Raw genomic sequence first — 14,983 nt, 5'->3', positions numbered from 1 at the left:
CGAAGGGCACAAAGACACGCAAAGAATCCTCCCTGAAGGGCACAACCTTGGCGTTCTTTGCGCCTTTGTGGTTCATAAAGAGCTGTATGGTGAACGGTTACTGGAAAAAAGCCTGGATCGCAAACCCGGGCTTTTTTCTTTGAGGAGGCACCATGGCAGAAGATTTGAAAAAGATGTACCGCACCGTCATGGAAGACCATTTCCCCGATTCCATGGAGATTTCTTTCGGAGAACAAAAGTTGATCTACCGGAAACGCGCCTGGAAGTTCCCCGATTCCAAGAGCGGAGAGCTGGTTGAAAAAGGGCTGCGCTACGGAGAAAATCCAGGGCAGGAAGCGGCACTCTATGAACTGGTTGGAGGTCACCTAAGCCTTGGCGGTTGCCGCTTCATTGATCCCAACAGCGGACTTGTCAGTGCCATCAAGGAAGAAGACATGCTGCAGGAGGGGAAACATCCCGGGAAGATCAATCTCACCGACCTCGATAACGGTCTCAACATCCTCAAATATCTGATGGAAAAGCCTGCGGCGGTGATATTGAAACACAACAACCCATGCGGTGCGGCTTATGGGAATTCTGTGGCGGAAGCCTATCATCGGGCCAACCGGGCGGATCGCATCGCCGCCTTTGGCGGCTGCCTGGTTGTGAATCGGGTGGTTGATAAGGAGACGGCGGAACTCATCGCAAAGAACTATCTAGAGGTGGTAGCAGCCCCGGATTATGAGGAAGGCACTCTGGATATTTTGAAAAATCGGCCCAATCTGCGCATCATCCAGATGGCCAAAATCGATCGGCTGGCCGATTACACTCCGCTCCGCTTTGTCGACTTCAAATCTCTCATGGACGGCGGAATCATCGTTCAACAGTCTCCACTGAACAGGATTTTGAACAGCGCCGACCTGAAACCGGCCGAAGCCACATATCAGAACAAGTCTTACCGAATCAACCGGGAACCATCCCGGGAGGAAACCAGGGATCTCCTGTTTGGCTGGTTTGTGGAACAGGGCGTCACCTCCAATTCTGTGCTCTACGTGAAGGACGAATGCACCGTCGGTATCGGGACAGGAGAGCAGGATCGGGTAGGGGTCGCCGAAATTGCGGTATACAAGGCGTACCAGAAATATGCCGACGCCCTCTGCCATGATCGCTACGGCATATCCTACAAGGACCTGGAGCTTGCCATCGAGAAGGGCGAGCGGGACCGTGCCCAAAAAGATGCCGTCGATGCGGAAACGCAGGCAGCCAACGGTGGCCTGAGAGGTGCGGCCATGGTTTCTGATGCGTTCTTTCCGTTCCGTGACGGGATCGATGTGGGAATTCGTCAGGGAATATCTGCCGTGGTTCAACCCGGAGGCTCCATGCGCGACTGGGAAGTCATCGAGGCGTGTAACGAAGCCAACGTCACCATGGTGTTTACCGGGCAACGGGCTTTCAAACACTGAGAGGGCCCACCGACATGGTTTTAAACCGCCTTGTGCTCACTCCGGCGCATGCCGCCGGAGGGGGCCGGGGCGGGCGCCGCAACCCGGTGGCCACGAGCATTCCCGCGTCTCAGTGTGGATCCGCATGAGGTCCAGGCGAAATTCTCGGACCAACAACTTTATGCCACCGAGGCCAGGGGCGAGAAGATTTCCAATGGGGGAGCGCTCAGGGTCTCCCCGATTTGAATGAGATACCGGTAGAACTGCCGCAAACCGTTTTGCTGACCCCTGTCCAGATCGAAATTCAAATGGCGGTAATACTCTTCCAGCTCCAAGGCATTGAGAAGGCCTTTGTGGGCGGCCTGCTGACAAATCCTCTGACGATTGGCCAACCCCCACCGCTTGGCCTCGAGAAGACTCTCGATTGCGGTTTTCACGGAGCCATTCCATTGTTCGATCAGCTGACGCTGAATCACCCAGAGAGCGAACACAAAGGGCAATCCGGTCCATTTGAACCACTCCTCACCCAGATCCAGTCGATGCGGATAGAGCTCATGGGTGCCCAGTCTCAGCGCTTCATCGCCTATGGCGAGAAAGGCGGCGGGTGGTGTGCCCTGCATGAGAGCCTGCGAGCAGTTGCCGACTTTGCATGTGACCTTCACATTCCGGTGAACCATAAAAAGTATTTTCAACAGAGCTACGGAGGTGTGGGACTGGGCGCTGACCAGCACTTCTTTGCCGGACAATTCGTCAATGGGAACCTGACTGAGCAGCAGAACACTCTTGACCTGGCCGGCACAACTGATCGATAGATCGGGAAGCACATAGTAGCGCTCCGGATGGCGCGCGTATTCGATGGACGATACCACACTGAGATCGAGCTCGCCTCCGGCCATGAGCCGATTCAAATACGCCGGCGTGCCGCAAACGAGGTGAAAAGAGTGGGGCACCTGTCCATATTCGAGCGGATAATATACCGGCAGCACATTTAAGAACCCGATTCTTCCCAACTTCAATTGTTCCGGAGGCAATTGACCCACTTCCATTCTCCTCTATGACCCTGATGTATGAGTTTTTCACTCAGCCGGGACAAACCCGTTGCGCCGGGTAAGTTGATCGACAAAAAAGTCGAATGCCTTCCCCTGGCCAGGCTTCCGAATCGTTGAGCCTGTTTGAGTGCCCGGGCCCCGCCGTGCGTCATCATGAAAAAGACGGCATCGGGAGAGACCTTCGGATGGTGATTCAGAAGGTGCACTGCTTCAGCAAACAGGTCGAGATCACTGTTGCTGGCCAGGCTATCCGTCCCCAGGCAGGCCGGGATTCCATACCGCAAGCTCTTTTCAATATCCGCCCGGCCGACATTGAGATTGTGGTTGCTACGGGGGCAGAAGCATACGGCGCAACCCCTGCCGGCGACTGTCTCCCAGTCGGTTTGCCGCATGTGCACCGCATGGACCAGCAACGTTTCCCGGTCCAGAACGCCTAATGAGTCAAGGTACTGCACGGGTGATGTGTGTGGTGCTCGCCAGCCGGGGGTCCATCTGCCAAGGCGCTGCAACAATTCGCGGCAATAACCGCTGCCGGTTTGCAGAAATTCGATCTCATCCCCATGTTCTGCGACGTGGATGCTAAAGGGCAGACGGTGCTCGCGGCACCATGCTTTGGCTTGCTGAATCAGACTGGCCGAAGTGGAATAGCAGGCATGCGCCGCCAGGCTGATCGTCCGGCCGACTGCCGCCTGTGGTGCGCGGATGTCCGAAGCCACTGCCGCCTGCAGATCATATTGATCGAACCCCAGAATTTCTCGAAAAATGTGCCTTGCGGGGAACTCGTCTGAAACATCCAAACCGGGCTCGTTGCTGGTGTCGGCATACAAACCGGCCCCACTTTTCAGCACCTGCCATCTGCCCCGCCGGCTTCCATCCAGCTGTTCCTGCCGCGACGCCGATACCCGCAGTGAGAACAGGTTCTCCAGCCAATCAGCGAAACTCCGCTGGGGCAATGGGATTCTGCCTTGCAGGAAGGACAGCTCAAGATGCGTGTGCGCGTTGACCAAAGCGGGGGCAAGAGCGGCGGCACCATGCTCCACCTGTTGCACTCCGCTTGACAAAAAAGCCTTGAGATCTTGGTAGCGAGCCGCTTCCACAATGGAATCGCCGGACACCAAAACCGCACCATTCGGAATGGGCGGACGATCCATTGGAACAACCCACTCGGCCCTGTGCAAAACCATCTGATCAGTCGATGCAGAATTGCTTGAAATCAAAATGCCTGGCCTTTCGAGCTTCCCGCTTGCGTATTCGTCTAAGCACTTGTTCGAAAATTGAGTTTCGGGCTTTTCAATCGCCCTCAATCAGCAACCCATTGATAGGCCATGGTCCTCTGCCGCGGCTTGAACCCCGCCGCCTCAATGATGCGCCTTATCTCCTTGATGGATAAACGGAAACTGACACCCGCCGCAGCCACGACATTTTCTTCAATCATGGTCGAACCAAAGTCGTTCGCCCCGAAATGCAGCGCCAGCTGGGCTACCTTAGGCCCCATGGTGACCCAGGAAGCCTGGATGTTGTCAAAATTATCCAGAACCAGTCGCGCAATGGCCAGGAGCCTCAGATAGGCCACGGCCGTTTCCGCGGGCCTTGCGATGGCGGTGTTCTGAGGCTGGAAAGCCCAGGGTATAAAGGCAGTGAATCCCCCCGTTCGATCCTGCAGGTCGCGCAAGGCGAAAAGATGCTCCAATCTATCCTCGAGAGCTTCCAGGTGACCGAACATCATGGTTGCAGTGGTGCGCATGCCCTGGCGGTGCGCCTGCTCCATGACGTCAAGCCACTCTTGGGAGGAACACTTGTTTGGAGAAACACGGCTCCGCACCGAATCCACCAAAATTTCCGCTCCACCCCCCGGTATCGAATCCAGCCCCGCCGCTTTCAGCCGGGAGATGACCTGCTCCACGGCAATGGCCTCGAGCTTGCTGAAGTGCACAATTTCCGGGGGTGAGAACGCGTGGATATGGATCGGGTAGCGACTCTTGATGAAGCCGAGGAGTTCTTCATAGAACGCCAGGGGCAAATCCGGATGATGCCCGCCCTGCATGAGTATCTGAGTTCCGCCCAGCGCCAGGGTTTCCTCGATTTTTTGGCCCACCTGTTGGTGGCTCAGAACGTATCCCTCGCGATCCCCGGGAGGCCGATAAAAAGCGCAGAACCGACATCCACAGACACAGATGTTGGAATAATTGATATTCCTGTCGATAACATAACTGACATAGTCCGCCGGGCGTTTTTTCAGTCGAACCGCATGCGCCATGTGACCAAGCCCATGAAAATCTTCGTTTTGGTAAAGATCTCGGGCATCTGCAAAACCCAGTCTTGTTCCGTTCTTGATAACATCGCCAATGCTCATCATGTTGCTGCTTATCCTGCTGCGCGGGGAACCGCTCAATCGTGAAAGACTAAGGCTTCCAAGATAATATTTTTGCCATAGCCAAAAATCATTTCCCTAAACACGATGACAATTGGATACCTTGTGGAAAAAACAGTTGCGTTCGACAGGATCAAAGCCCGCATCTCGAATCGTACGTTCCAATTCCTGGCGCGTGAGCGACTGCTCGGATTCGGCTCCAGCCATGTGTCCGATCTTTTCCTCGACCACCGTACCGTCAAAGTCATCGGCGCCAAAATGCAGGGCCACCTGAGCCAGCTTCACCGTCAGCATGATCCAGTAGGCCTTCAGGTGAGGAATATTGTCGAGCATCAGCCGGCTGACAGCCATGGTTTTAAGATCTTCCACGCCGGTTGTGGGCCCGACTTCGCATACCTGGGTGTTGGCCGGCTGAAACGGCAACGGGATAAAACAGACAAAACCTTGAGTTTCATCCTGTAACGCCCGCAAAGCGAGCATATGGTCGAGCTTTTCTTCGTTACTTTCCACATGACCGTAAAGCATCGTAGCATTGGACTTAATGCCCAGCTCGTGAGCCTCCCGTGCAACCCTCAACCAGCCTTCACCGCTCAGTTTTGCGGGGCACAGCAGCGCCCGCACACGCGGACTGAATATTTCCGCCCCGCCGCCAGGCAGCATATCCAGGCCTGCCGCCCGCAGACGCCTGAGGACCTCACGGCTGGAGCAGCCTTCCAGAGCAGCAAAATGCGCTATTTCGACAACCGTAAACGCCTTAATGAGCACATCCGGCCTCACTTGCTTTATTGTCCGAAGAAGATCTTCAAAATACGCAAGTGGAAGGTCGGGATGACACCCGCCGACCATGTGCACCTCGGTAATGGGCGCGGTGAGGCTGTCGTGCATCTTGTGGTGGACATCGGCTGCCGTCAGCTGAAAAGCCAGGGGATCGCCCTTTTGGCGGCCGAAAGCACAAAATCTGCACCCATTCACGCAGATGTTGGAATAGTTTATGTGTTGATTCATCACGTAGAAGGCCCTATTGCCGTGCAGGCGCAGGCGCACCTTGTGGGCAAGGGCGCCGACAGCGAGCACATCGGAGCATGCGAAAAGACGCTGCCCATCTGCAAAGGTCAGTCTCTCACCGGCTTCGACCTTTGCAAAAATGTCCCCCAGTTGCAGTTGCTTATACCAAGAGTAGTTCACCATGAGTCGTATGATCCTGTCCCGGCCGTCATGCAGCCCGTCCAATCCCGCCCTGCTATTCGACCTCGCGCTCCATGCCGACCGCCATCTGCAAACCAAAGCCGTTTCCGGTTCGATCCACTGCCTTCCCCTCGGACACCGCCGCGCTCATGCCGGTGCGAATGAGTCCGATGAATTCATCGACATAACGCTCCAGGTCACTCTCGGATGCACCGTATATCCCGGCTCCGGCATCCAGGAAGGAAACACAGTAAGCTTGCAGAAAACGGTCCATGAGCGCATCGAGAAAAAAGACGGTCATGTTGACGTCCAGATCGGAACGCAGCTCGCCGTCGGCTATGCCCTTCTCCACCAGGGGGCGCAGGTATTCACTGGAAAAAAGATGCACCTGCTGTAGGAATTCGGCACGCAGTGGGAAATCTTCCTGAAAAATCATTTTGAGGTAGATACGATAAATTTTGGGATGTTTTTGGATAAACCTGATTCCGGCTGACAGGCTTTGACCGATGCGCTGAAAAAAATCCTGCTCCGCCGTATCTTGCCTGACTTGGCGCAAAGAACGCCTCACCAGCTCCACAGCATGGTCGAAGATCACCCGGAACAACCCCTCCTTATTGACAAAATATTGGAAGAGGGATCCCTTAGCGATGGCCAGCTTCTGCACCATGCGGTTCATACTGGCCTGGCGAAAGCCATGCGATGCAAATTCATCAATTGCTATTGCAAGAATTCTTTGCTGTTTGTCGCCTTCCAAATTGTTAAAAGTTTCTCGAGGAAGCTTCAACCGAGCATACCTGCCACATGATACAAGCCAGGAAAACTTTAAAAGCTGTCCATTGTAAGCCGGAAATGACCAGGTGGTCATTATAGAAAATACAAACCCTTTGTCAACCCATGAAGAGCTCGATCGGCAAAACATCTTCCCTGGTCAATCCACGTACTGCCCAGTCAACCGCTCAAAAGGCCGTCCGAAAATTGGCCTGTCCTCCGCTCGTCCTGCCGGTGAACCCCGCCACCCGGCAGGCATGCGTTGCCCTGGATTCCTGGCGCCGCCGCAGCAGTACCCCGCAATGCCGTAAAGCAGGCGAGGCAAAGACCCATTGTCTCTGCCTCGCCTTCGCATTAGAATGTCCATCATGACAATCAATGACAAACGCATATCTCTGGGGAAGCGATTACGTTCGAGCCGCTCTTTTCACTGCCTCGGCACTTTGCCCAACTGGCAAGATTATCCCGCCGTGCGGAAAGATGCACTGCGAAACGCTGCGGTTGTTTACTACCCGAGCACGCTCTACGAGGATCTGTTCGAATCCATCGGCAAGAGTGTCTTCCCCTCTAATTTCTATTCACTCATGGGGAACAAAATTCGTCAGACCGCCGTGTTTCAGTTACTCGGCATCAATCACCCGCGCACCCGTTTATACTACGGTCGAAACCGCATGCGACGAATTCTCGAGGACTTCCCCCTGCCCTTTGTTGCCAAAACTCCCGTCGGATCATCTCAGGGCCGGGGAGTGTGGCTGATCAACAGGGAGCATCAACTGAGGGACTATTTGCACGACCATCGGCCGGCATATGTGCAGCAGTATCTGCCGATCGACCGGGACCTCAGGGTGGTCATCGTTGCCGGGCAAGTGGTCCATAGTTATTGGCGGATCCAGGCAGCCGACAACTTTCGCAACAATGTGTCTCAAGGTGCGCGTATCTGCTACGATGACATTCCCGACGATGCCTTGAAATTTGCCGGGGATGTTGCGATCCGCTGCGGCTTTGGAGAAGTTGGACTGGATGTCTGCCATTTTGAGGACCGGTACTATGTTTTGGAAGCGAATATGGTGTATGGGCTGGAAGGATTTCGCCAGGCTGGATTGGATATTCACGAAATTCTGGCGGATTTGGCAGACCGGGGATTAATTTAGCCGCCTGTGCCGGAATTGGTTTGGCCCCCCCTGTGGTCATGCCGGCGCAGGCGGGCACTCCCCCCGGCAGCAGGCTCCTAAGTCCGGTTCGGCTCCGCCGGCTCCCTGCTTTGCCGGTGCGCTCGCTGCAAGAATTCCATAGCCTGAGCGCGGGTTTTATCGGAAACCGATATCCCCCCGAGCATACGGGCCAATTCTTCTATCCGCGCTTCACCCGATAGCGGGGTAATGCTGGTGGTGGTTTCTTCCTTGTGAGTCTGTTTGGCGACTCGGTAGTGATATTCCCCGTAGCATGCAATTTGCGGCAAGTGGGTGATGCAGATCACCTGGTGCTTTTCGGCCAGGTGCTGCAGCTGTCGGCCGACCAGTTCCGCAGTACGCCCGCCAATGCCCGCGTCCACTTCGTCGAAAATGAGCGTTTCAGCTTCTCCCTGACGACTCAGCAGACTTTTCAAGGCAAGGAGAATTCGCGAGAGCTCCCCACCGGATGCTATTTTGGCCAACGGCTTGAGCTCTTCTCCGGGATTCGCCGAGAGTAAAAACTGCAAGCGATCCATGCCGGCAGGAGAAAAACGCCGACTCTCTTTCTCCTTCTCCTGTTTATCGTCGTCAAAGGCGACGGAAAAACTGGCTTGATGCATGTCAAGCAACGCTAAAACATCTTCCACCGCTTTTCCCAACAGCAATGCCGCCTCTCTCCTCTGAGCCGACAGCGCTGCAGCCTTTTCGAGGTACGCTCCCTCGAGAAGCTCCTTGCGTCTCCTCAGATCATTTTCGACCAAATCCCATTGCTCATCTTCCGTAAGAGCCTGGCGCAGCTCATCCCGCCGCCGAATCATCCGTGCCACGCTGCCGCCGTATTTTTTCCCCAGTTTCTGCAAAAGCGCCAGCCGCTCCTGGGCCGCTTCAAGCCTGTGCGGCTCAAAGGAAATACTGGAAGCATAACTCTGCAGGCAATGGGACAGCTCTTCAAGGTGAATGCGCGCCTGCTCCAAATGGGTGAGCAGAAAGCTTTGCCTGGAATCAATCCCGACAAGCACATGCAGATTCCGCTCGAGTTCCGCAAAGCGCCCCAGAATGGCATCACGCCCGGCATACAGGGTCTGGTGCGAATCTTGTGCAGCGTCATGGAGCGTTGCGGCATGCTTCAGCACGTTTACTTCCTGCTCCAAGGCCTCGTCTTCTCCTTCGTGCAGCTCTGCGGCTTCCAGTTCCTGGAGTTGAAAACGAAACCAATCCGCCTGATCCGCTCTCTCTTTTTTGGATCGCCTCAGCCGGGTCAATTCTCCTGCGACCTCCGACCATTGCTCATAGACCTCGGCCACCTGTTGCACCATCGGCTCCAAGCTGCCGAAAGCATCCAGCAGTCCCAGATGCAATTCCGGGTTGAGGAGCGACTGATGCTCGTGTTGCCCGGAAATGGAAGCCAGGAACTTGGCCATGGGTTGAAACTGCTGGAGCGTGACCAACTGATCGTTCACGAATACCCGACTGCGACCGGTGCGGCTGACGGTCCTCAGCACGACCAGTTCCCCGGTAAAATCCTGCCCCAGGTCACTCAAATATTGCACCAGAGCATCCTTGGCCGGAACCTGAAAGACTGCCTCGACCGCCGCTTCATTGGCTCCCGTACGGATCAATTCCTGCGACGCGCGACTGCCCAGAATGAGGTTCACAGCACCAACGAGAATTGATTTGCCGGCACCGGTCTCGCCCGAGAGAATATTCAAACCGGTCCCAAAGGAGACCTCCAGGTGCCTGATGACAGCCAAATTGTGGATAACCAACTCAGTCAACATCGTGCCTTACCCATCCGACCTTCCGCCCGCATTGGTGACGCGTCGATGAATCAGCAGCATAATCGTTTCAAGGCTCCAGGATGCGCAGGATTTACATAACGGTTTCATGATATTACATCCCAACGCCCGAGGCAACGTGAACGCCGTTCAGAAAAAAGTTTGCTCTTGTCCGGCTATTTTTGTTAACGTACTTTTTCTTTCATTTTACATCGCTGACTTGGAGCAGCCTCAGAGGGTAACAAACTTTTATGAAAAAATGGTGGTTGAAAACAAAGCGCCCGGTGGGACTCACGGTTAAGCAAGATCCTTACGGGTTTTCAGTGGATAAGCGGCCATCTTTTCTTTTGAGAAGCTGGTTTGAAAAGATGATCACCAAGACTTCCATGCCGGATGATCAGCAGCACCAGCTGGAAGAATTGTCAAAAAAAGGTCATATCGTATACGCTTTCGAGTACCGATCCCATCTGGACTTTGTTTACCTCAACCTACGACTCTACCAACTGGGCTTGCCGGCACCTTCCTTCCTTTTCGATATGCATCCCTATCTATGGCAGCCACGATGGTATGCGTGTAAGATTCTTGCCTATCATCTGTACCACTTCATGCGCAACAGAAAACGGCCGGACCCGTACACGGACGGCCATTACCGGAAGAAGATTGAAGACCAAGAGACCGGTTTATTCTTCCTGCTGGGAGAAAAGGGCTACTATCGGCGTACGGTTTTGGTCGGCCATGACCCGCTGGAGCATTTGATAGAGATCCAGAAATCCCACGCAAGACCAATCTTCATTGTTCCTCTGGTGCTGCTTTATACCCGTGACCCGGGCCGCAAGAGACGCGGGTTTGGTGAGATCTTTTTCGGCCAAAAGGAACAACCCGGGCCGCTTCGCAAATGTTTTTCCTTTCTTCGCGGGTACTCGAGCGCCGCGTTCGAAGCCGGCGAAGCCCTCAATTTGCAGGAAGTGCTGGGGGAGATTTCGGAAAAACCCCACGAGCGTCGCAAACAGATTTTTCAGCTCCGGCGCGAGCTGATTGATTCCATCGCCGTCATTAAACGCGCCATTGTCGGGCCGCGCCCCAAAACCAAGCTGGAGCTTAAAGAGATCATCCTGCATCACCCCAGGCTGGAAGCGCAGATGCAGCGGCGCGCCAAGTCGAGTCAGCAGGAAATTTGGAAGATCAGAAAGGAAGCCGATCAGTATCTCGATGAAATCGCAGCCAATTATAATTACACGTTGATCCAGATAGCGGAAAAATTCCTCACCTGGATGTGGAATAACCTGTTTGACGGGATCGATGTGGATGTAGAAAGCCTGCAACGAGTCAAACGCGCCGCCCGGCATAATACTTTGGTTTATATTCCTTGTCACAAGAGCCACATCGACTATCTGATCCTCTCCTACATACTGTTCCGAAACAACCTCTATTCGCCCTTCGTTGCGGCAGGAAAGAACCTCTCCTTTTGGCCTCTGGGACCGATTTTTCGTCGCGGTGGAGCGTTTTTCATTCGCCGCAGCTTCAAGGGCATCAAGTTCTATGCTGAAGTATTTTCCCTTTACGTCAAGACCCTGGTGCAGTTGGGCCATAATGTCGAGTTCTTCATCGAGGGCGGGCGCAGCCGCACGGGCAAAATGGTACTCCCCAAGCTGGGACTCATGGCCATCCTGATACAGGCGGTAGAGGAGGGCTTCTGCGATGATTTGGTGTTTGTGCCCACCTCCATTTGCTACGATCGCATACCCGAGGAGGAATCCTATCTCAAGGAAGTTTCGGGAGGTGCCAAGGTCGACGAGAATATCGGCCAACTGGTCCGCGCGCGGCGCTTCTTGAAAAAACGCTACGGTCGGGTGTACGTGCAGTTCGCTGAACCCATATCGTTGCAGCGCTATCTCGAACGGGTTCAACTGAAGATGGGTAAGCTGCGTCCCAAAGAACGGCATGCCATGTATCGCGATTTTTCCTATCGCATCATCAACAGCATCAACCAGGCTTCGCTGGTGACTCCGCATGCTTTAGTGGCAACCGCACTCCTGAGCACACCCCGCCACGGCATCTCCCTGGCCGAATTCAAGGAGACCTGCAAAGTATTCTACGACTATCTGGGGGTCCATCAAATCAGATTTTCCAACACGCTCAGCAACTATGCCGTGGTGGTTGCGGAAACGCTGGCGGATCTGGAACGGAGCAAAATCATCGGCAAACTCAAGGATGCCGACGACGACCTGGAAGAAGAAGTTTACACCATGGAGGACAGCAAGCGATTAACCCTGGAGTATTACAAGAATAATGCCATCCATTTTTTCCTCCCCGCAGCTTATGTTTCCACGTCCATCCTGGCCCAGCAGACGTTCCAATTCAGTCTCTCGCAGATTTTGGAAGATGTTGCGTTCATGAAGAACTTTTTCAAGTTCGAGTTCGTCTATGACAGCGAAATTTCCGACCAGAGCCTCGTGGAGGGAGTGCTCGACGCATTTGAAGAGATGGGTTGGTTGCATCCCATTGGCCAGGAAGATCACCCCTATTTGTTGACGCATAAAGGCATGCGGGTGGCCCATTCTTTCAGCAGCGTGCTGCGCAATTATTTTGAAGGCTACTGGCTGGTGCTCCGGGCGTTCAAGTACCTGCAGAAAAAATCCTACAGCGACAAGGATTTCATCAAGAAAGTCTTGGGATCGGGGCAAAAGGCGCTCAAGCTGCAATTGATCGAACGGCCCGAATCCGTTTCCAAGATCATCTTCGCCAATGCTCTCAAGTATTATCTCGAAAAAGGCGTCATCGATAAGAAAATAGGCGGCACCAAAGGAAAAGAAAAGGACCAGGATCTATATGTCGATGCGGGAAATCGCCTGCTGATCCAGCATTACAGCAAGCAAATCAGCCGCTTCCTCAGGTCGCCGCACTTTTCTCTGCAATGAAGCATTGCCTCCTCACACATCGACCATGCTTTCCTGCAACAATTCGATATCCTCGATGTGTTCTTCCAGATAATTTTTCAGCTTTTTCTTGAGGCGGCTTTCGATCTGACGCACACGCTCCCGGCTTATCCCGAACTCGTCTCCGATTTCTTGGAGTGTCATAGAATCTTCGGCCAGCAGTCGCTTGTCAAAAATCACCGCCTCTTTTCCATTCAATTGCTTCCTGAACAGCATCAATTTGTCATGCAGGATGCTCTTCGCTTCTCGATCTGCAATCTGGTCGTCTACGGGCAGATCATCCGAGGGGAGGAATGACTTGTGAGTGTCTTCGGAATCTTCTTTCAAAGGGCTGTCCAAGGAGATTTCCCAGCTGTTGAGCCGCTGATCCATTTCGACGATTTCGGATTCCTTGACATCCAGTCGGTCGCTCAGCAGTTTCGCGGAAGCCTCTATCCCTTGGGCCTCGAGCCGTTCCTTTTCTTTGCGCAGGTTGAAAAAAAGCTTCCTTTGGGCTTGAGTTGTGCCAATCTTGACCAGCTTCCAGTTGTCCATGATGAACTTGATAATGTAGGCTTTGATCCAAAACGATGCGTAGTAGGAAAACTTGTAGCCCCTGTAAGGATCGAATTTCTTCACCGCCTGCATCAGGCCGACGTTGCCTTCCTGAATCAGATCCATCAGGTTCTGCATCCAGTACCGTTGAAAATCCATGGCGATCTTGACCACCAGGCGAAGATTGGCCGTGATCAGCTTGTAGGCCGCATCGAGGTCGTTCTTTTCCCGATAGCGAACAGCAAGCTCCCGCTCCTCTTCACGACTCAGCAATGGATATCTTTTGATCTCATCGAGATAGAGACGAAAGGGATCCAACACTACAGAGTGAGCCTTCCCAGGGGAAGGCACGGAACTCGGCTTCACTTTGCTGCTGTGCTGGTTTTTTTTGGAACCCGCCTTCTTTGCGGCACCTGCTTCACTTTTTTGCGCCATATAGCAGTGACCTCATCCTGATATGGAATAATCCGATATCGACAAAAGGTTGTTTGACTGGGGACATCTCCATTCGCTAAAAGTTTAAATTGAATATTATTATACGCGCTTTGCCAACACAAGGGTAAAACCCCGACCGACCGTATTCAATATTTTGCATGAATGGTGCGCAATATGACCTGCATTCCCGCTTAGACGATCGGCTAAGCCCCCTGCGGTTTTACAAAAGAACGAGCACCTCCTTAAAAGTCATTGCTTTTTACCAGTGAGTTCTTTATAAAAGCCTCGACCATGCTGATAATCGCAGGCTACTGTCGTTTGTGCCCTTCGATGCAGACACATATTGACTCCAGTTATGCACACCCGCTAAGTGAATCCCTCTTGCCTGCTGCGGCTTCATCCAATCCTTGGAAACCGACAAAAGGTTGGCTTGGGGCTCTGCCACAAGATTGTGGCAGCGCAGTGGTCGGCAAGGGAAGCGGCCCAACGGAATTTTTTCCCAAGGCAACCAGCCTATTTGGGAGATTGACTGAAAATGGCGTTAGGAATATCTCATGGTAGTGGCGGTTGATGGTCCTGCCGGAGCGGGGAAGAGTACGGCATGCAGGCTTTCGGCGAAAAGGCTGGGGTTTGCTTACCTGGATACCGGTGCGATGTATCGTGCAGTGGCATGGAGCCTGGTCGAACAGGGTGATTCCCTGACTGCTGCCGAGAACGTAAGCAACCAACTGAGCAGGCTGCCTCTTCATTTCGGTATCGAAAACGGTTCCCTGGTGATTTATCATGGAGCGCGGCAGCTGAGCGACGAGCTGCGACAACCGGAGATGGCCGGCTGGGCGTCCCGCATTTCGCAGATTCCATGGGTTAGAGCCTACTTGACCAGGTGGCAGAGGCGCCTGGCGAACGCGGCAGATATAGTTGCCGAGGGCAGGGATATGACGACGGTGGTGTTCCCCGATGCAACGGTAAAAGTCTACCTCACGGCCGACCCGGCAACGAGGGCCCGGCGCCGCTTCCTGGAATATCGAGCAAAGAATATCGAAGTAGATTACACTGATTTGGAGGCGCAAATCCGAGCCCGCGACCAGGCTGATCAGGAAAGGTCATTGGCGCCTTTGCGACCGGCCTCCGATGCGATTCTACTGGACACTTCCGCGTTGGGAATTGACGAGGTGGTGGATCGTCTGGTTGAAATCATACGATCCGCAAGCACCTCAGGTGCGCCTCAATAACGTTTGAAAAGATCTAAATATACATTGAATTCGGACGCGATTTCAGGTATAATTGTTGTTTATTAAGGTGGCGACTCGCCAAATTTGGACAAGGGGGTACTAGAC

The 14,983-nt window shown here is 53.7% G+C and carries 11 protein-coding genes; 4 read left to right on the top strand and 7 right to left on the bottom strand.

Annotation, left to right across the window (positions count from 1 at the left end; genetic code table 11):
* Nucleotides 1–152 precede the first annotated feature (152 nt).
* On the top strand, nt 153–1,442 hold the full coding sequence (locus K1V27_RS16225; RefSeq protein ID WP_258931093.1) for an IMP cyclohydrolase: 1,290 nt from the start codon (nt 153–155) through the stop codon (nt 1,440–1,442).
* A 158-nt stretch (nt 1,443–1,600) separates the two neighbouring features.
* On the opposite strand, the gene K1V27_RS16220 is transcribed toward K1V27_RS16225, so the two are convergent.
* The 5 genes from K1V27_RS16220 to K1V27_RS16200 form a co-directional block, all read right to left on the bottom strand.
* Nucleotides 1,601–2,461, bottom strand: coding sequence for a menaquinone biosynthetic enzyme MqnA/MqnD family protein (locus tag K1V27_RS16220; RefSeq protein WP_258931092.1), 861 nt, complete (start codon nt 2,459–2,461; stop codon nt 1,601–1,603).
* Entirely contained in the window at nt 2,434–3,621 is a 1,188-nt protein-coding gene (locus tag K1V27_RS16215) for an amidohydrolase family protein (RefSeq protein WP_258931091.1), read from the bottom strand. Before K1V27_RS16215 ends, K1V27_RS16220 begins: the two co-directional genes overlap by 28 nt.
* Before the next feature lie 149 nt (nt 3,622–3,770).
* The gene (gene mqnC, locus K1V27_RS16210) at nt 3,771–4,826 is read right to left on the bottom strand and encodes a cyclic dehypoxanthinyl futalosine synthase (protein WP_258931090.1); all 1,056 of its coding nucleotides are present in this window, start codon (nt 4,824–4,826) and stop codon (nt 3,771–3,773) included.
* A 93-nt stretch (nt 4,827–4,919) separates the two neighbouring features.
* Nucleotides 4,920–6,029 carry an aminofutalosine synthase MqnE gene (mqnE, locus tag K1V27_RS16205; RefSeq protein ID WP_353740601.1) on the bottom strand — a complete coding sequence of 370 codons (1,110 nt, stop codon included), beginning with the start codon at nt 6,027–6,029 and terminating at the stop codon, nt 4,920–4,922.
* 52 nt (nt 6,030–6,081) lie between these two features.
* Entirely contained in the window at nt 6,082–6,810 is a 729-nt protein-coding gene (locus K1V27_RS16200) for a TetR/AcrR family transcriptional regulator (protein ID WP_258931088.1), read from the bottom strand.
* Nucleotides 6,811–7,162: 352 nt separating this feature from the next.
* Here K1V27_RS16200 and K1V27_RS16195 point away from each other — a divergent pair, with 352 nt between their 5' ends.
* Complete coding sequence (locus K1V27_RS16195) at nt 7,163–7,945, top strand: ATP-grasp domain-containing protein (protein ID WP_258931087.1); 783 nt, start codon at nt 7,163–7,165, stop codon at nt 7,943–7,945.
* 77 nt (nt 7,946–8,022) lie between these two features.
* Here K1V27_RS16195 and recN read toward each other — a convergent pair whose 3' ends face one another.
* A complete protein-coding gene (gene recN, locus K1V27_RS16190) occupies nt 8,023–9,744 on the bottom strand; it encodes a DNA repair protein RecN (protein ID WP_258931086.1) in 1,722 nt (573 codons plus the stop codon).
* A gap of 263 nt (nt 9,745–10,007) precedes the next feature.
* Here recN and K1V27_RS16185 point away from each other — a divergent pair, with 263 nt between their 5' ends.
* The gene (locus K1V27_RS16185) at nt 10,008–12,659 is read left to right on the top strand and encodes a 1-acyl-sn-glycerol-3-phosphate acyltransferase (RefSeq protein WP_258931085.1); all 2,652 of its coding nucleotides are present in this window, start codon (nt 10,008–10,010) and stop codon (nt 12,657–12,659) included.
* A gap of 12 nt (nt 12,660–12,671) precedes the next feature.
* Here K1V27_RS16185 and K1V27_RS16180 read toward each other — a convergent pair whose 3' ends face one another.
* Nucleotides 12,672–13,646: a sigma-70 family RNA polymerase sigma factor gene (locus tag K1V27_RS16180; RefSeq protein WP_258931084.1), complete on the bottom strand. Its 975-nt coding sequence runs from the start codon at nt 13,644–13,646 to the stop codon at nt 12,672–12,674.
* Nucleotides 13,647–14,200: 554 nt separating this feature from the next.
* On the opposite strand from K1V27_RS16180, the gene cmk reads away from it, so the two are divergent.
* Nucleotides 14,201–14,878, top strand: a complete 678-nt coding sequence (gene cmk, locus K1V27_RS16175; RefSeq protein WP_258931083.1) for a (d)CMP kinase — start codon at nt 14,201–14,203, stop codon at nt 14,876–14,878.
* Nucleotides 14,879–14,983: the final 105 nt, after the last annotated feature.

It is taken from the genome of Desulfoferrobacter suflitae (genome assembly GCF_022603395.1).
GTDB classification, from domain to species: Bacteria; Desulfobacterota; Syntrophobacteria; order Syntrophobacterales; family Syntrophobacteraceae; genus Desulfoferrobacter; species Desulfoferrobacter suflitae.
This window is presented reverse-complemented; position numbering and strand designations above follow the sequence as displayed.